This is a genomic window from Ferdinandcohnia sp. Marseille-Q9671 (assembly GCF_976954385.1).
Genome location: NZ_CDRJTA010000003.1, coordinates 46,149 through 61,750, shown reverse-complemented (window position 1 = coordinate 61,750; position 15,602 = coordinate 46,149). Strand labels below are relative to the sequence as shown.

General features: G+C 36.7%; 17 protein-coding genes and 1 riboswitch. Of the genes, 6 read left to right on the top strand and 11 right to left on the bottom strand.

Annotation, left to right across the window (positions count from 1 at the left end):
• Nucleotides 1-4: 4 nt before the first annotated feature.
• The 6 genes from ACWNMY_RS13035 to cyoE form a co-directional block, all read right to left on the bottom strand.
• Nucleotides 5-478 (bottom strand): cytochrome c oxidase subunit II, encoded by a 474-nt coding sequence (locus ACWNMY_RS13035; protein ID WP_449538694.1) that lies wholly within the window; start codon nucleotides 476-478, stop codon nucleotides 5-7.
• A gap of 11 nt (nucleotides 479-489) precedes the next feature.
• The gene (locus ACWNMY_RS13030) at nucleotides 490-639 is read right to left on the bottom strand and encodes a hypothetical protein (protein ID WP_449538693.1); all 150 of its coding nucleotides are present in this window, start codon (nucleotides 637-639) and stop codon (nucleotides 490-492) included.
• 295 nt (nucleotides 640-934) lie between these two features.
• Nucleotides 935-1,540 carry an SAM-dependent methyltransferase gene (locus ACWNMY_RS13025; protein WP_449538692.1) on the bottom strand — a complete coding sequence of 202 codons (606 nt, stop codon included), beginning with the start codon at nucleotides 1,538-1,540 and terminating at the stop codon, nucleotides 935-937.
• A 30-nt stretch (nucleotides 1,541-1,570) separates the two neighbouring features.
• Nucleotides 1,571-2,455, bottom strand: a complete 885-nt coding sequence (locus ACWNMY_RS13020) for an RNA polymerase sigma-70 factor (RefSeq protein ID WP_449539126.1) — start codon at nucleotides 2,453-2,455, stop codon at nucleotides 1,571-1,573.
• Nucleotides 2,448-3,755 carry a phytoene desaturase family protein gene (locus ACWNMY_RS13015; protein ID WP_449538691.1) on the bottom strand — a complete coding sequence of 436 codons (1,308 nt, stop codon included), beginning with the start codon at nucleotides 3,753-3,755 and terminating at the stop codon, nucleotides 2,448-2,450. Before ACWNMY_RS13015 ends, ACWNMY_RS13020 begins: the two co-directional genes overlap by 8 nt.
• A 145-nt stretch (nucleotides 3,756-3,900) precedes the next feature.
• Entirely contained in the window at nucleotides 3,901-4,803 is a 903-nt protein-coding gene (gene cyoE, locus ACWNMY_RS13010) for a heme o synthase (protein WP_449538690.1), read from the bottom strand.
• A gap of 351 nt (nucleotides 4,804-5,154) precedes the next feature.
• Here cyoE and ACWNMY_RS13005 point away from each other — a divergent pair, with 351 nt between their 5' ends.
• Together ACWNMY_RS13005 and ACWNMY_RS13000 are read left to right on the top strand one after the other, a co-directional pair.
• On the top strand, nucleotides 5,155-5,595 hold the full coding sequence (locus tag ACWNMY_RS13005; RefSeq protein WP_449538689.1) for a hypothetical protein: 441 nt from the start codon (nucleotides 5,155-5,157) through the stop codon (nucleotides 5,593-5,595).
• A complete protein-coding gene (locus tag ACWNMY_RS13000; RefSeq protein ID WP_449538688.1) occupies nucleotides 5,583-5,870 on the top strand; it encodes a YxcD family protein in 288 nt (95 codons plus the stop codon). The genes ACWNMY_RS13005 and ACWNMY_RS13000 overlap by 13 nt, the downstream gene beginning before the upstream one ends.
• Nucleotides 5,871-5,901: 31 nt before the next feature.
• On the opposite strand, the gene ACWNMY_RS12995 is transcribed toward ACWNMY_RS13000, so the two are convergent.
• Nucleotides 5,902-7,110, bottom strand: a complete 1,209-nt coding sequence (locus ACWNMY_RS12995) for a diguanylate cyclase domain-containing protein (RefSeq protein ID WP_449538687.1) — start codon at nucleotides 7,108-7,110, stop codon at nucleotides 5,902-5,904.
• A 119-nt stretch (nucleotides 7,111-7,229) separates the two neighbouring features.
• Nucleotides 7,230-7,319: riboswitch (cyclic di-GMP riboswitch) on the bottom strand.
• Between the two features lie 382 nt (nucleotides 7,320-7,701).
• Here ACWNMY_RS12995 and ACWNMY_RS12990 point away from each other — a divergent pair.
• The 4 genes from ACWNMY_RS12990 to ACWNMY_RS12975 are packed head-to-tail and all read left to right on the top strand — an operon-like array spanning nucleotide 7,702 to nucleotide 11,482.
• Nucleotides 7,702-8,811, top strand: coding sequence for an ABC transporter ATP-binding protein (locus ACWNMY_RS12990; protein WP_449538686.1), 1,110 nt, complete (start codon nucleotides 7,702-7,704; stop codon nucleotides 8,809-8,811).
• Nucleotides 8,801-9,619, top strand: a complete 819-nt coding sequence (locus tag ACWNMY_RS12985) for an ABC transporter permease (protein WP_449538685.1) — start codon at nucleotides 8,801-8,803, stop codon at nucleotides 9,617-9,619. Before ACWNMY_RS12990 ends, ACWNMY_RS12985 begins: the two co-directional genes overlap by 11 nt.
• A complete protein-coding gene (locus ACWNMY_RS12980) occupies nucleotides 9,609-10,412 on the top strand; it encodes an ABC transporter permease (RefSeq protein WP_449538684.1) in 804 nt (267 codons plus the stop codon). The genes ACWNMY_RS12985 and ACWNMY_RS12980 overlap by 11 nt, the downstream gene beginning before the upstream one ends.
• On the top strand, nucleotides 10,409-11,482 hold the full coding sequence (locus ACWNMY_RS12975; protein WP_449538683.1) for an ABC transporter substrate-binding protein: 1,074 nt from the start codon (nucleotides 10,409-10,411) through the stop codon (nucleotides 11,480-11,482). Before ACWNMY_RS12980 ends, ACWNMY_RS12975 begins: the two co-directional genes overlap by 4 nt.
• An 84-nt stretch (nucleotides 11,483-11,566) precedes the next feature.
• On the opposite strand, the gene ACWNMY_RS12970 is transcribed toward ACWNMY_RS12975, so the two are convergent.
• The 4 genes from ACWNMY_RS12970 to ACWNMY_RS12955 all read right to left on the bottom strand — a co-directional run bounded on the left by ACWNMY_RS12970 (nucleotide 11,567) and on the right by ACWNMY_RS12955 (nucleotide 15,600).
• Nucleotides 11,567-12,334, bottom strand: a complete 768-nt coding sequence (locus ACWNMY_RS12970) for a glycerophosphodiester phosphodiesterase (RefSeq protein ID WP_449538682.1) — start codon at nucleotides 12,332-12,334, stop codon at nucleotides 11,567-11,569.
• An 86-nt stretch (nucleotides 12,335-12,420) separates the two neighbouring features.
• A complete protein-coding gene (locus ACWNMY_RS12965; protein ID WP_449538681.1) occupies nucleotides 12,421-13,797 on the bottom strand; it encodes an extracellular solute-binding protein in 1,377 nt (458 codons plus the stop codon).
• A 52-nt stretch (nucleotides 13,798-13,849) separates the two neighbouring features.
• Nucleotides 13,850-14,659, bottom strand: coding sequence for a carbohydrate ABC transporter permease (locus tag ACWNMY_RS12960; protein ID WP_449539125.1), 810 nt, complete (start codon nucleotides 14,657-14,659; stop codon nucleotides 13,850-13,852).
• A gap of 2 nt (nucleotides 14,660-14,661) precedes the next feature.
• Nucleotides 14,662-15,600, bottom strand: a complete 939-nt coding sequence (locus ACWNMY_RS12955; RefSeq protein WP_449539124.1) for a carbohydrate ABC transporter permease — start codon at nucleotides 15,598-15,600, stop codon at nucleotides 14,662-14,664.
• Nucleotides 15,601-15,602: the final 2 nt, after the last annotated feature.

The following is a 15,602-nucleotide window of genomic DNA, read 5'->3' as shown; positions in this document are numbered from 1 at the left end:
TCCTTTATTTAACCGTAATAGTTGTACCCATTAATTGGTGACCAGCACCGCAATATTCATTACAAAGCACTAAATATTCACCTGGTTCATCAAAGGTTTGAGAAATTTTTTGGATATGTCCAGGCATAACCATTGCATTTAAGTTTGTACCTGCAACCTGGAATCCGTGTACAACGTCCTTAGATGTCATTGTGAAGTGAACCTTTGCCCCCGCTGGCACTTCTATTTTAGCTGGGTTAAAACTAAAAACTTCTAATGTCATAACAACTTCATATTCATTTTCATCAATCTGATAAACACCAGGCTTATCAAATGGAGCTGTTTCATCAACCTTCTCGGGATCAATTGTTTCCATATTACTTGGAGGCCCCATTTCTAACGCAAAGGTTTGATAACCTGTTACAAGCATGAACGCCATGATCATACCGAAACTTATTGTTAGCCATATCTTTTCATCAAGATGCATTTTTTGTTTCATCATTTTCCCTCCTAAAATCTAGACATAAATAATCCAAATAATAATATATACGTAGCAAGAATGACTGCTCCAACCACTCCGACAGAGATCCAAGTTCCTACTAGTGGTCCTTGATATTCTCCACCTTCTTTTTTATTTCGGTTTACTTTTGAAGCTCCCATCCAGTTCAACCTCCTTATGTTCTTCTTACTTACATCTTAATTAGTAACCATTCTCAAAGAAGTGAACTGAATCACACATTAGCTGTAATATTTATTACACCCCCATGAGAAAAGGACGAGAAAATTGAATTTTCTCGTCCTTTTAAATATGTAAATCAATATAAGAACCGCGTTAATTCGGCATTTTCATCCTTTTTGATTTGTATGGAAGATAGGCATTTGCAAAATTGACAAATTGATGAACATACATTTTCTTACACAAAAAAACCTCCAGCTTTGGAGGCTTCTGTTTATTCTATGAGATATGATATACCAAAAAGCGCTCATAGCTGTTTCTCTCATATAATCCAGGAATGATAATTTCTTTCTTAAACTGAAAGGCTGTATGATTTTCTAAAAAATAAGTGTAATCCGCTGATCCATAGTAAAGAATAATTTCTATTTCACGTGGATTCTGCTGTAATGACCGAACGATATTGTTAATGATATGCTTAAAAACCTGTATCGAAAAAGGGTTGAAAAAGTAAAATCGATTATCTAATGGATGTATTCTATAATCCTGTGCCTTACAATGATGAATATTGATCTCCTCTTTACGCGCACCCGTCTTTTTCAAATAACGGTCTCTGTTATCAAGTGCATCCTGGAAGAGGCTCTTCTCTACTTCTATCCCGACGACAGATACTGAGAAAAAATGATGAATATAAAAAAGCAATCTACCCTTCCCACACCCAAAATCAACCACCCGATCATCACTTTTTACTTGATATTGTTTAAAAAGTGCATCAAGTCCCTCATATGGTGTGGGTTCGTATCGATGGTTATGAACGGAGGAGCTAAATCCCTTTTGCCCTCCACTCGTTTTTACATGTAAAAGTGCATCAGTATAGTAATCATTCATTGGGTTATTCCTAATCTCCTTATACTACCTTTAAAGTGATATCCCTTTATTCACATACTTTAGCTTTTCAGGATTTCGAATTAAAAATATGTGACTGATTTGGTTATTTTCTGTTTCAAAGCATACCACATTCTCAGGTTCGTTATTTCTCTTTATTATAATACCGATTTCCCCATTCACATTTGCCAAATCAATTTCCATAGTATCATCATTCCCAAACTTTCGAAGAAGCCCCAATATAAATTGTACAACCCTTTCTTGAGATACAATTGGTACTAAAGCAGCTTTCACCTTACCACCTCCATCTGAATAGAGAACAACATCGTTGGTGAGCATGCGTAACAGGCCTTCTGTATTTCCAGTTGCTGCTGCATAGAGAAAGGATTGAACAAACTGGTTTAACTCTTTTTCGTTCCTTTTTACATATTTAGTATTGTTATAGTTTAGTTTTTTCCTGGCCCGACTTAACACTTTTCTACAGTTTGCCTCTTCTTTTTCTAGTATTGACGCAATTTCACCATACTCATAGTCGAAAGCTTCTCTTAAAACAAACACTGCTCGTTCGACCGGGTTTAGTTGCTCCATCAGAGAAAGTAATGCATACGAAATTTCATCCTGTCTCAGAACTTCATGCAAGGGATCTTCATTTTCAGATATTATGAGTGGTTCTGGTAGCCAAGGGCCTATATATACCTCTCTTTGCTTTTTTGCTGATTTCAAATAATCAATAGAACGATTTGTAACCATTTTACAAAGATACGCCTTCTTACTCTCAATTTGTTCACGGCTCGCTTTCTCATAAGCAAGTAGAACATCATGAACAATGTCCTCAGCCTCTGTAATCGTTCCAACCATTCGATATGCAATCGCAAAAAGCAAAGGCTTATATTCACTATAAGATTGATTATCAATCATGATTTCCAACACAACCTTCCGCGCCATATTGTTCTATGATATATTCGGCAGCCTGCCTACCACTAGAAAACGCTGCATCTACAAGCATTCCCTCATGTCCCACCCAGTCACCTGCCACATACAAACCAGGTATCTGGTCTACTTGTGGTTTTGGTCTTCCATGAAAACCATTCGTCTCTGCTAAAACGGTGTTGTGAGAAACAATCATAGTAGGAAGATATCTTTTATAAAGGACAAATTCCTCCCAACCAGGCTGAATTCCTCCTAAAAAGGAAATTAACTGATTTTGTATTTCCTTTGCATCATCGGTATCTGAAGGATTTCTATATTTCATAACATGTACAATCTGATAATCCTGCAAGCTAAGCTTTGCTATTTTTGAATGATTTGAAAAGTAAAAGGGATTCTCTAAATCCATTGCAAAATTAATTTTAGGATTCGGAAGTTCTGATAAAACGAGATCCATACATGCGACACGAACTGGATTACGCTCCTTTAATTTCCGTAAAATAGAAAAACTCTCATGCCCCTCCAACATAGCATAGGTTTCATCAGGACTAGCCGTTGATAGAACGTTTTTAGCAAGAACTGCTTCATTATTTGTATAAACCTTTAGTTGAGGTGAAAAACCACTTATCATTTTCACATTTGCCTCTCTATAAAAATATACTCCAAATGATTCTGCTTTCTCCTCAAGCTGTCGTATCATACTTTGCCAACCATAATGGAGGTACATTGCATTTCCTAATTGTAGTTGCTTTAACGCAGCGCCTGCACTCAATCTATTTGGATCGTTTGAATAAGATGATAATCGAGTTAGCATTAGAATAAGATGCTGTGCCACTTTATCTTTAAACTTATGCTCTACCCAATGACGTAATGGTATATGTTGAAGGTTTTCTGTATCTATTTTTTTGTAGTTGATAAAGAAAGTGAGTAGTTCTTTCTTTGCCTTCCAATTTAAGAGCGGACTGGTTAACAAACTATAAGGAGTTGCAGGAATATCATAACAAATGCCATTCTGAACAATCTTTCCCTTCGTGGGAACGACACCTCCCTTAACATATATCCCCAGCTCCTGTAATATCTCCATTGATCTACCTTTTGTATATAATGCATGTGGACCCAGGTTTAAAAAGGAGTCCTCCTTCTCTGTCGTTCTTCCTCTCCCACCTATGTTTTTAGATTTTTCTAATACAAGCACCGACTTCCCTGCACGCGCCAAGTATATAGAGGCAGTTAGACCAGCCACCCCACTACCGATAATGACACAATCCCATCTTTTTTCTTCTAATTGCATCCTGTTCACTCCCATTGTTCGATTTATACCTAAGACGATTGAACAATCGAATTTGTGACAACAGGTTCTGAGTTTTCAATAGATTACGTCTCCTCGACATGCAAAAAACCCCGCCACTTAGAAAGCAGCGAGGTCTATCCATTTCTTACCCTATATATTTCGGGAGTGTCACAAGTACCATCGACAAAAAGATAATCAAAATATAATTTACAGAATATAGAAAATTCCAGCGTGCCCATTTATTATCATCTTTTACTGAAAAACCTTTAATGCTTAATATCAACCACCCTATATTAAGGAAGGTTGCGATGACAATAAAAGTTGTTCCGAGGTCATCTAAAAAGAAAGGCAACGGAAACAAACAGGCGACATAAAATAAAAAATGCTTCTTTGTTACCTGAATCCCCCGAACTACAGGAAGCATTGCAACACCCGCAGCCTTGTACTCATCATACTTTCTGATTGCAATGGCATACGTGTGTGGCATCTGGAAAATAAATAAAATGAAGAACAATACAATTGGAACTGTATGGTTAATTGGTGCAACTGCGGCCCATCCCATTAATGGGGAAACGGCACCTGATACACTGCCAATCACCGTATTAAATGTATATTTTCTCTTTGACCACATCGTATAAGGTACAACATAAGTGAACCATCCTACTAATGTATAAATGACTGCCTCTAGTGTTGTAAATGATAAGAGTACAAAACCTAGAATGGTACATATTATCCCTAAGATTAATACAGCTTTTAACGAGAAATGCCCTGTTACAGTTGGACGTTTCTTCGTTCGATCCATGACCGTATCTATATCAACATCATACCAGTTATTTATGATTAAGGCTCCCGCCATAACAAGGGTACTCCCGAGCATCGTAGATAGAAACAATCCCACATTTTCCTGAAAGGAAGCACCTGTAAAATAAATTGCTAACCAAAAACCAGAAAATACGGGAAGTACGTTAGCAAGTAAAACCCCTGCTTTAAAAAGGGACCTAAGATCAGCCATAAAAGATGTTGTCTGTTTATTTGTTTCTGTTTTCATTTTGGTATCCTCTTTCCTACCTTCTATTACTAAGAACACTTTCTTAAAGTATACTATACCACTTTTAAACAGAATAACTTTAAAAATTACCAGTTATCCATATAACGTTACTATTTTAGACTAATTTACATCATGTTCCGAATTCTCTATATAGAATTGAGGATTGTTTTTGGTAGTTGAATCCACGGCCGCTAAAGCCATAATTTACCTTATTAATTTTTTATAAATAACCGAAACCATTTACCTTTTCCATCGTATATAGAAGAGAAGATTCAAAAGCTTAATTCTTCTTGATAGGGTATAATGGATAATAATAAAATGAATCTTACTAACATATGGAGGTATACAATAATGAAAAAGGTAATATCAGCATTTCTAGCACTTTCACTTATTCTCTCGCCTGTTGGAAACATTGTTTTTCAAGACCATTCAACAACTGTTGAGGCGAAGGGGTACAAATCAGGTAAAAAAGGTTTCAATAATAATATAGGTAATACGAATAAATCAAACTTCCAACAACAGAAAAAGGACAACACTACTACGAATAAATCTACTGCTACAACCACTCCAAAAGGCGGATTAATGTCTGGCGGGTTAATGAAAGGCCTTATGCTTGGTGGTCTTGCTGGATTACTATTCGGCGGTCTTTTAGGTGGAATGGGAGCACTCGGTTCATTTCTTGGCCTAATGATTAATGTTCTAGCGATATATGTTCTATTTTCCATCATTCGCAAAATCTTTGTTCTTATTAGAGACAAGAAGAAAAAAGAGACTGATCCATGGAGAAGCTAATTCTTTCTGAACAAGAAATCATCAATGCAGTATGTGTCTATATTGGATTGAAGAAGCAAGTGAAACCTGAAGAGGTTGAAGTTGAGCTTATGTATGATGACGACTATGGATTTTCTGCAGAGGTCTATGTAAACGAGCGTAAACAAGTTCTTATCATGGCAAACCTTATCGAAGCTATTCGTCTATTGCTCGGGGAGTTTATGGGTAAAGACCCTTATGCAGGGATTAAGCTAGTTCTAGATGATGAAGAAGGTATAATCGCACATATCAATTAAATAAAGACTCATCCTTTTTGGATGAGTCTTTTTATGCCTTTATATCCGCTATTATCATACGGTTTTTTCCACTTTCCTTTGCAGCATATAGCGCTTGATCGGCTGCTTTCTTCAAAGCATCGACAGTTAACCCATGATGAGGATACACACCTACACCTGTACTTATCGATACAGTAATTCTTTCACCCTCAAGTAAAACCGGATGCTCTACATAGTACGTTTTTAATCTAGAATAAATACCTTCTACACTCTGGTCGTTTCGAGACTTGATTAAAATCATAAATTCATCACCGGCGTAACGATAACCCTCTATGAATTTATCACATACAGACTTCATTCCATCTGCTAACACCTTCAGATATAAATCTCCCGCATCGTGACCAAATTGATCATTCACCTGTTTTAAATCATCGGAGTCAATCATCATTACTGTAATTTCTTCATTTCCACTCCGAAGTAACTGTGCTAAATCCTCATGGAATGCCCGATGGTTTTTTAAACCTGTTAATTCATCCGTTCTCGACATAGTATAGATTTTTTCGTATAATCTTGCAGTTTCAATTGAGTTAATTACTTGTGCTCCAATCATTTGGAGTAAGTCCTCATGCTCCTTCCGATAGGCAAAATCGCGAAAACTTTGAGCTGAAATAACTCCTTTTACCTGATCATCAATAACCACTGGCACAAAAAGGCAGGAACTCGTGTCTTCCTCTCCTTCACCCATTGTCATGTCATATTCATGATTTTGACTTTGTTGTTTTAAATGAACGATTTCTCTCGTTTTGATTACCTTTGACGTATAATTCTCACCAAGTTCTACTATACTTGGTGGAGCTGGCTCTCCGTTATCCATAATAAAAACCAAATGAACATATGAATCTCCTGGATTATACAAGGCAATATAAAATGAATCCGTAGGCATTACCTGAGAAACCATTTCATACGATTTTTGGAGAAGGACACTTTCATTTAATGTTTTGCTACATATTTGGGCAAATTCATGTAGGATGCGATAATGCTTATTCATCCAATGCATATTTTCCATTTGTTCATTCATTTCCTGGAGCTGCGTTAAAAGTTCATTAGTTTGTTCCTTTTCTTCGCTTCCCTGATACGTACATTCAAAAAAATCACGAACCTCCTTAGATATCAGGTTTTTCTCAGAACCAACCTTCTCAATTAGTTCACTCAATTTCTTTAGTACGTTCAGATTTTTAGCAGCTTGGACCTCTTTATCCATTTGTAATCACTTCCAAAAATTTTTCTATCCAAAAATCTAGTAAACTAGTAGCTATAGTTGGTATAAAAAAAAGACTAATCCAACCGATTAATCTACGTTTCTTTGCGTTACGAGTTATCCTCGGCAACTGGCTGGCATGTCAACGTTGGTTTGACGTAGCCCCTATAGTTTTGCGTCTTCATCTTTCAATGAATTTGCCTTGTCGATATTCTATTGTTATATCAAAAATGAATTTTTTAAATTATAACTTAATTATATTTGTTATTTCTACTTTGGTCAATTAAATCAACACTTATTTTTCCAAGTAATGTGAAATATATCCTATGAAAAATCTCCTATATCACTTTCCTTATTTAGTCATATCTATTACATTTAGTATTGTTATTGAATTATTTCACAATTCGTGTATAATTATGCCGGATTGAGTCTGAAATGCACAATGGCTCCGCCTATTTGGCGACAAGCACAAGAAAAGTGCAGACGAAGGCGTTTTTTGCCTTAAGAAGCAATTTGCTTAAGCCGATGACGCCTGGAGCTAGACATAAAAACAGCTTGAAAAATTTAATATTTAATAGAAAGAAGGGGGTTGCTATGAATAACATACCTATTATTCAATTTAAAAATGTTACCAAACAATATGACAACGATCCCGCTGTCCTTAATAATGTAAGTTTTGAAATAGAAAGAGGAAAATTTTATACACTTCTTGGACCTTCTGGCTGTGGTAAGACGACGATTTTACGATTAATTGCAGGTTTTATTGAACCCTCTAATGGCGAGGTTTATTTTAACGGTAAAAAGGTAAACACTGTACCCGCTAACAAACGTCAGGTTAATACTGTTTTTCAAGATTATGCTCTATTCCCACATCTAAACGTTTTTGAGAATGTAGCATTTGGACTTCGTATTAAGAAAATGAAGAACGCTGACATCGAAGCGAAGGTGAAGGAAGCATTAAGCTTTGTTAACTTAAAAGGCTATGAAAACCGTGAAATTAATGAAATGTCAGGTGGTCAGAGGCAGCGTGTTGCAATTGCACGTGCCATTGTAAATGAACCTGAGATTATCTTATTAGATGAACCTTTATCTGCATTAGACTTAAAACTTCGAACGGAAATGCAATACGAGCTCCGCGAACTGCAACAGCGACTCGGTATTACGTTTATCTTTGTTACACATGATCAAGAGGAAGCTCTAGCCATGTCAGATGAGATTTTTGTATTAAATGAAGGAAAAATTCAACAAAGTGGAACCCCTATAGATATCTATGATGAGCCAATAAATCGTTTTGTTGCTGATTTTATCGGAGAATCAAATATTGTAAAAGGAAAAATGCATCAGGATTTTCTTGTTGAATTTGTTGGAAAAACCTTTGAATGTGTAGACCAAGGATTTACAAAAAACGAACTTGTTGATATTGTAATTCGCCCAGAGGACTTAGAAATAACCACTTTTGAAAAAGGAAAGCTTCAAGTGGTAGTTGATTCTCAACTTTTCAGAGGCGTTCATTATGAAATTTGTTGTTTTGATAAAGATGGAAATGAGTGGCTTGTGCATTCCACGAAAAAGGCAAAAGTCGGTGATGAAATAGGACTCTATTTTGATTCTGAGGCGATACATGTTATGCGTATTGGTGAAACTGAAGAAGAATACGATCGTCGCTTAGAAGCATATTCGGACGGGGAAAGCCATGGAAAATAAGCTAACCCGTAATATATATTTTATCCCCTATGCTTTATGGATTCTAATCTTTGTCATTGCACCAATCACACTGGTTCTCTATTATTCTTTCTTTGATATAGAGGGAAATCTTTCGTTAGTAAACTATAAAACATTCTTTACACCTATCTATTTAAAGATGACATTAAGTTCTTTTTGGTATGCTTTTTTAATTACAGCTATTTCGTTACTGGTTGCATACCCTACCGCTTATTTGCTCACGAAAACAAAACACAAGCACCTTTGGTTACTATTAATCATTGCTCCCTCTTGGATTAATTTATTATTAAAGGCTTATGCCTTTATAGGAATCTTTGGTGCCAAAGGGGCTGCAAACAGCGTTCTCGAGGTGTTAGGAATTGGCTCACAACAGCTATTGTTTACCGATTTTAGTTTTGTGTTTGTTTCTGTTTATATTTTTATACCTTTTATGATATTACCTATTTTCAACTCACTAAATGAGTTAAATCCTAGTCTACTAGATGCCTCTAGCGATCTAGGTGCATCAAAATGGACCACCTTTCGTAGGGTAATCTTTCCTTTAACCATTCAAGGGGTCAAATCCGGATGTCAGATTGTATTCATTCCTGCTCTATCGCTATTCATGCTTACACGACTAATTGCAGGAAACAAGGTCATTACACTCGGTACAGCAATTGAACAGCAATTTCTAGTAACACAGGATTGGGGAATGGGTTCAACTATTGCCGTCTTCCTAATCATCTTCATGGTTCTTATCATGGTAGCAACAGGAAACCGTAAGAAGCGAGGTGCAAAAAATGAGAGATAAACTAGCTATTTCATCCAGAATGTATTTACTTATTATATTCTTCATTTTATACGCACCTATCTTCTATTTAGTGTATTACTCGTTTAATAGCGGTGGTACAATGAGTAATTTCGAAGGCTTTACCCTAGATTGGTATAAAGAGCTATTTCAGGATACAAGACTCCTTATCATTGTATTAAATACAATTGTTGTAGCATTGCTTTCAGCTCTTATATCAACCATTATTGGAGTTCTTGGCGCAATAGGTATTCATTCAGTTAAACAAAGACAAACTCAGAATACCTTGCTATCGTTAAATAATGTCTTAATCGTCAGTCCCGACGTGATTATAGGTGCCTCTTTCTTAATTCTTTTAACTATGGCAGGCATCAAATTAGGATTTTACTCAGTATTACTCTCACATATTGCATTTTGTATACCAATTGTGGTGCTTATGGTATTACCTAAGTTAAAAGAAATGAGCCCTACTTTACTGGATGCCGCAAGAGATCTTGGGGCTAATCAATGGGAGGTACTAACTAAGGTCATTATTCCTTATATCACACCGGGAATTTTCGCAGGGTTTTTTATGGCACTCACATACTCCTTTGATGATTTCGCTGTCACGTTTTTCGTGACTGGAAATGGTTTTTCAACATTATCTGTTGAGATCTATTCCTTAGCACGTCGAGGAATCTCATTAAATATCAATGCATTGTCTACTCTATTATTTATCTTTACCATGTTACTAGTGGTTGGATATTACTTTATTTCTCAGCGTGGTAACACTCGTGGACTGGGGGTTCGAAAATGACGAAACTCATTCGTGTTTTCTTGTTAATTGCCGTACTCTCTGGTGCTCTACTTTATCTCATTAACCATTTAAATTCATCACAAGGTCTTTCTGAAGGAAATACGTTGACGGTTTATAATTGGGGAGATTATATTGACGAGGAGTTAATTGATCGCTTTGAAGAGGAAACCGGTATTAAGGTCATTTATGAAACCTTTGACTCAAATGAAGCGATGATGACAAAAATTGAGCAAGGTGGAACAACGTATGATATAGCTGTCCCATCTGAATATATGATTGATAAGATGCGTCAAGAGGACTTACTAATCCCTCTTGATCACTCGAAACTACCAAATTTATCAAATATTGATGAGCGTTTCATGGATCTCCCATTTGATCCAGGCAATGTATACTCTGTCCCATATTTCTGGGGCACTGTAGGGATTGTCTATAACCCTACAATGTTAGATGGAATCGAATTTACTAGTTGGAATGACCTCTGGGATCCTTCCTTAGAAAATGAAATTCTATTAATTGATGGTGCTCGAGAAGTTATTGGAATGGGGCTTAACTCACTTGGATATTCGTTAAACGATACAAATATTGCTCATTTAAACGAAGCAAAAGAAAAGCTCATCAAGCTACGGCCAAATGTAAAAGCAATTGTTGGTGACGAAGGAAAAGTCCTCGTTCAAAACGGTGAAGCTTCCATCGCCCTTGTATGGTCAGGTGATGCTGCTGATATTATGTGGGAGAACGAGGATTTAGAATACGCTGTACCGACTGAAGGTTCAAATCTTTGGTTTGATAATATGGTTATACCAAAAACAGCTAAAAATGTGGATGGTGCTCATCAGTTTATCAACTTTATCTTGGATGAAGAAGTCGCAGCACAGAACACAGAATATGTAAGCTACTCAACACCGAACAAAGAAGCATTAAAGCATATGCCAGAAGAAATGGTATCGGATGAGCGATTTTATCCATCACCAGAACTAACAGAGAAGCTTGAGGTTTACGAGAACTTAGGGAAAAAGAACCTTGCAATCTATAACCAGATATTTTTAGAATTTAAAATGGCACAAAATTAAAGAAATGGCCTGCACCTTGGTTCTAAGAAAACTTGAGTGCAGGCCATTTCTTTATTTGGTCGATACAGATTAGGGACAATACCTTCAACTATTTACCTCTTGATTACGTTCGTTTCTAAGAGCAATGGCTCGTTCAGGAAAGTCTGTAATAATTGAATTGACCTGTAAATCTAGTAGACGCTTAATTTCACCTGGTTCATTGACTGTCCATACACGGAGATTATCAAAAAGTTGTTGTATATGTTCGGGATATTCTGTTTTTGATAGAAGAATAGATTTATTTATATGTAAGGATTCTAAATGTAAAGCTTCTATATAATCATGCGGAAGTGAAATGTCATGATTTAATAACCACGCAATTTCGGATTTAGGGTCAATTTGTTTTATCCGTAGAAGAGAAGGCAAATGAAAGGACGAGTACACTACTTTCCTACTCTTTCCATATTCGTCAACTAGCTGTTTAATCTCTTCCTCAATTCCTTGATATGCAATCGCATAAGTTTTCAGTTCAATATTTAGCTCAATAGGATATGGCTCCAATAATTGAAGTACTTCCTTTAGTGTTGGAACTTGTTCGTTGTTCCACTCCTCTACATATTTTGGCAAATGGGAAAAAGGACTTCCTGCAGAGTACTGTTTAATTTCCGCTAACGTTACATCTTTAATCCAGCCTGTTCCACTTGTAGTTCGATCTAGTGTTTCATCATGAATGACCACAACTTCACCATCTTTTGTTAAATGGACATCTAACTCCAAGCCTTCAACACCCTGTTCAATTGCTTTTGAAAAACTTAGTAATGTATTCTCAGGATACATACCTTTTGCTCCACGATGACCGTAGATTTTTGTCATTATCGAATCAGCTCCTTTATTCTATTTTAAAAAAGAAAAGCATGGAAAATCCACACTTTTCTCTGCCTTATCCACTACCTATTCTCTTATTTACCTCTTGCTTTGTTCGCTTGTTCAATCGCTTTATTGAATTGTTCTACTGCTGTATCATACGCTTCATCTACATCTCCACCGTTGTATACTGTTTCAAGAGCCGTTTCCATTACTTTTCTTCCTTGTGGAAGCATATCCATTAACGCTCCTTGTGTTGCATAGGAAGATTTCGTCTCTTGTAGTTGGTTAACTGTTACTTGCAATTGTGGCTTTTCCGTGTAAGCATCTTTAACTGCTTGTTCTTCATATGCATCAGGGTTAATCGCAAAGTATCCAGTTCCAACATGCCACCGGGCTTGCACTTCAGGAGTTTGTAAATATTTCATAAATTCCCAAGCTGCTTTTGTCTCTTCTTCTGGTTTGCCATCAATCATCCAAAGACTTGCACCACCGATAACTACACCTTCGCGTTCTTTATCTTCTGGATGTGGAAGGAAGGCAATTCCTACCTCAAATGGAGCAGTATCAATAACATCTCTTGCGCTTGCAGATGATTGTAAGAACATAGCAACATCGCCAGCTAAAAACCCAGCAACCATGTTATCTCCATTCGTTCCGTAATTTGCAAATGTGTCTGCATCAACCATACGTTTTACCCAATTAAAAATGGATTTACCTTGTTCCTCTGTCCAACCAATCTCTGTTGGTGTATCGGAGCGTCCATTATCATTGTTTAATAATAGCGCACCTTGATTCGCTAATAATTGTTCCCATAACCAACCATATGCTTGAAGAGCAAAGCCTTTCATATCAGGATTAGCTTTAGTAATTGCTTTACTCGCTTCTTCCACTTCTTCATATGTAGCTGGTGGCACTTCAGGGTCTAAACCAGCTGCTTCAAAAGCATCCTTATTGTAATACATGACTGGTGTTGAAGAGTTAAACGGCATTGAATAGAACTCTCCATCTAACGAGTAGTAATTTACAATATTCTCTTCCAACCCGCTCATATCATATCCGTCAGCATCAACTAATTCTTGTATCGGAACTATATTCCCACTATTGATCATAGACATTGTTCCAATTTCAAACGTTTGAATCATCGTTGGAGCACTATCTGTACCAGCAACTGCATTAAACTTTGTTAATGATTCATCATATGTACCTTGATATTCTGCATTAACTTGAATTTCGTCTTGAGAATTATTATATTTCTCAACAATGCTATTTAATGCCTCTTGACCTGCCCCTCCCATAGAGTGCCAAAATGTAACAGTTTGTTTTTCATCGCTCTCTTTATTATCCGTGTTTGGGTTTGAAGCATTTGAAGATCCAGTTTTCGTGCTTTCACCTGAGGTAGAATTTCCTCCTGAACAAGCTGCTAATAGTAAAACCATACCTAACGCAAGAATCATCATGATTTTTTTCATTTTTTCTTCTCCCTTTTATCCTCAGTATAGTGTTATAGCCACGAAGCAGCTGTTATTTTACAGCCCCTTCTGTTAAACCTGTTTGTAATTTCTTTTGGCCTACGAATAGCAAGATTACAGTCGGGATAATTACTGTAACAGCACCTGCCATTATGACTCCCCACTCGTTTAATTGCTCCTGTGTTTGCAACTGTTTGAGGCCAATTTGAACGGTACGTACCGCATCATTCGTGGTAGCCAAAAGGGGCCATAAATACATATTCCACGATGTTAAAAAGCCATATATCCCTAGAGTAACTAAACTTGTTCTTGAAACAGGCAGGACTACTGTTAAGAAGAACCGGAAGTCTCCAATGCCGGCAATTTGACTTGCTTCTCTTAGTTCTTTTGGTATTTGCTTAAAGTTTTGCCGTAGCAAGAAGGTGCCAAATGTTGTTGCGAAAAAAGGAATCGTTAATCCTGCATACCCATCTATCCAGCCCAAATCACGTATTAAGTGAAAATTAGGGATAATAGAGGCCTCAAATGGTACCATCATCGTTGCAATAAACAGGTAAAAGAGAACATCTCTACCTTTAAACTCTAAAAATACAAATGCATAGGCTGCTAGACTTGACAACAGCAATTGCCCAAGCATGATGACAGTGGAAACAACAAAGCTATTGAATAAATATTTCAACAAAGGAAAACTCTCAAAAGCAGTCACATAATTATCAAATGATAGCTTAGTAGGCATGCTCGCGGTTAATATATCCTGATTGGTCATAAAACTCATTACTATCGCCATGATAGTTGGGCTCGCTAAAAGCAAAGCCGAGATCGTTAGCAATACATAAAAGGTGATTTTGCGTCCAACTGGCATCTTCATTGATAGTGAACCCTCCTCTCTCCCAACTTAAACTGTATAGCTGTCATCAGCAGTATCAGGATAAAGAGTACAATGGCTTGGGCACTAGCAGATCCAAATTGATAATTAACAAATGCCTCACGATAGATCGAATACACAATTAAATTGGTTTCATTCGCAGGACCACCCTGGGTTAAAATATCAATTTGTCCAAAGGTTTGGAACGCATTGATGATCGATACAGTTATGACAAAAAATAATGTAGGAGAAAGCATAGGAACCGTAATTCTCCTTAGTTGATAAAAGTAACCCGAGCCTTCTATATTTGCACTCTCATATAATGATGTATCAATAGATTGTAACCCACCTAATAGGATCAAAAACGTAAACCCCGTATTCATCCATATGGTTGTAACAGCAATCGCAAATATAGCCCATTTTGGATCAGTTAACCAACCTATTGAGTCTGCTCCAAAGGCTTCCATGATTTGATTTAGAAACCCCATTGTTGGGTTAAACAGATACAGCCAAAATACAGAGGCTGCTGCAACTGACACACCCATGGTCGAAGAATAAATTGTTCGAAAAAAGCCGACACCTTTTATCTTTTCATTGGCAATAACAGCTAAAAATAAACTGATAATCACCGTAGCAGGTACTGTATACAAAACAAATAAAAAAGTATTCTTTATGCTTTTTAGGAAGATTGGATCGGTAAACATATATATGTAGTTTTCAAGACCCACAAACACGGTTGTTGCGCCTTTTGCGTCTGTTAGAAAAAAGCTTAAATATATGGTTCGAAACAATGGATAAAACACAAAAGCTCCAAATAATAGAATAGAAGGCAATAAGAAAAGGAGACCAGTAAACAGGCTCTTTATCCGTTTTTGTTTCTTGGCTTGCTCAAATTGGATCCTAACCCTTTCTTCTGTTTCAATAATCGGACTAGTCATAC

Excerpts from the sequence above, each read along its gene's own strand:
- ACWNMY_RS13035 (WP_449538694.1), bottom strand. The coding sequence starts at position 478 with ATGAAACAAAAAATGCATCTTGATGAAAAGATATGGCTAACAATAAGT.
- ACWNMY_RS13030 (WP_449538693.1), bottom strand. The coding sequence starts at position 639 with ATGGGAGCTTCAAAAGTAAACCGAAATAAAAAAGAAGGTGGAGAATAT.
- ACWNMY_RS13025 (WP_449538692.1), bottom strand. The coding sequence starts at position 1,540 with ATGAATGATTACTATACTGATGCACTTTTACATGTAAAAACGAGTGGA.
- ACWNMY_RS13020 (WP_449539126.1), bottom strand. The coding sequence starts at position 2,455 with ATGATTGATAATCAATCTTATAGTGAATATAAGCCTTTGCTTTTTGCG.
- ACWNMY_RS13015 (WP_449538691.1), bottom strand. The coding sequence starts at position 3,755 with ATGCAATTAGAAGAAAAAAGATGGGATTGTGTCATTATCGGTAGTGGG.
- cyoE (WP_449538690.1), bottom strand. The coding sequence starts at position 4,803 with ATGAAAACAGAAACAAATAAACAGACAACATCTTTTATGGCTGATCTT.
- ACWNMY_RS13005 (WP_449538689.1), top strand. The coding sequence starts at position 5,155 with ATGAAAAAGGTAATATCAGCATTTCTAGCACTTTCACTTATTCTCTCG.
- ACWNMY_RS13000 (WP_449538688.1), top strand. The coding sequence starts at position 5,583 with ATGGAGAAGCTAATTCTTTCTGAACAAGAAATCATCAATGCAGTATGT.
- ACWNMY_RS12995 (WP_449538687.1), bottom strand. The coding sequence starts at position 7,110 with ATGGATAAAGAGGTCCAAGCTGCTAAAAATCTGAACGTACTAAAGAAA.
- ACWNMY_RS12990 (WP_449538686.1), top strand. The coding sequence starts at position 7,702 with ATGAATAACATACCTATTATTCAATTTAAAAATGTTACCAAACAATAT.
- ACWNMY_RS12985 (WP_449538685.1), top strand. The coding sequence starts at position 8,801 with ATGGAAAATAAGCTAACCCGTAATATATATTTTATCCCCTATGCTTTA.
- ACWNMY_RS12980 (WP_449538684.1), top strand. The coding sequence starts at position 9,609 with ATGAGAGATAAACTAGCTATTTCATCCAGAATGTATTTACTTATTATA.
- ACWNMY_RS12975 (WP_449538683.1), top strand. The coding sequence starts at position 10,409 with ATGACGAAACTCATTCGTGTTTTCTTGTTAATTGCCGTACTCTCTGGT.
- ACWNMY_RS12970 (WP_449538682.1), bottom strand. The coding sequence starts at position 12,334 with ATGACAAAAATCTACGGTCATCGTGGAGCAAAAGGTATGTATCCTGAG.
- ACWNMY_RS12965 (WP_449538681.1), bottom strand. The coding sequence starts at position 13,797 with ATGAAAAAAATCATGATGATTCTTGCGTTAGGTATGGTTTTACTATTA.
- ACWNMY_RS12960 (WP_449539125.1), bottom strand. The coding sequence starts at position 14,659 with ATGCCAGTTGGACGCAAAATCACCTTTTATGTATTGCTAACGATCTCG.
- ACWNMY_RS12955 (WP_449539124.1), bottom strand. The coding sequence starts at position 15,600 with ATGACTAGTCCGATTATTGAAACAGAAGAAAGGGTTAGGATCCAATTT.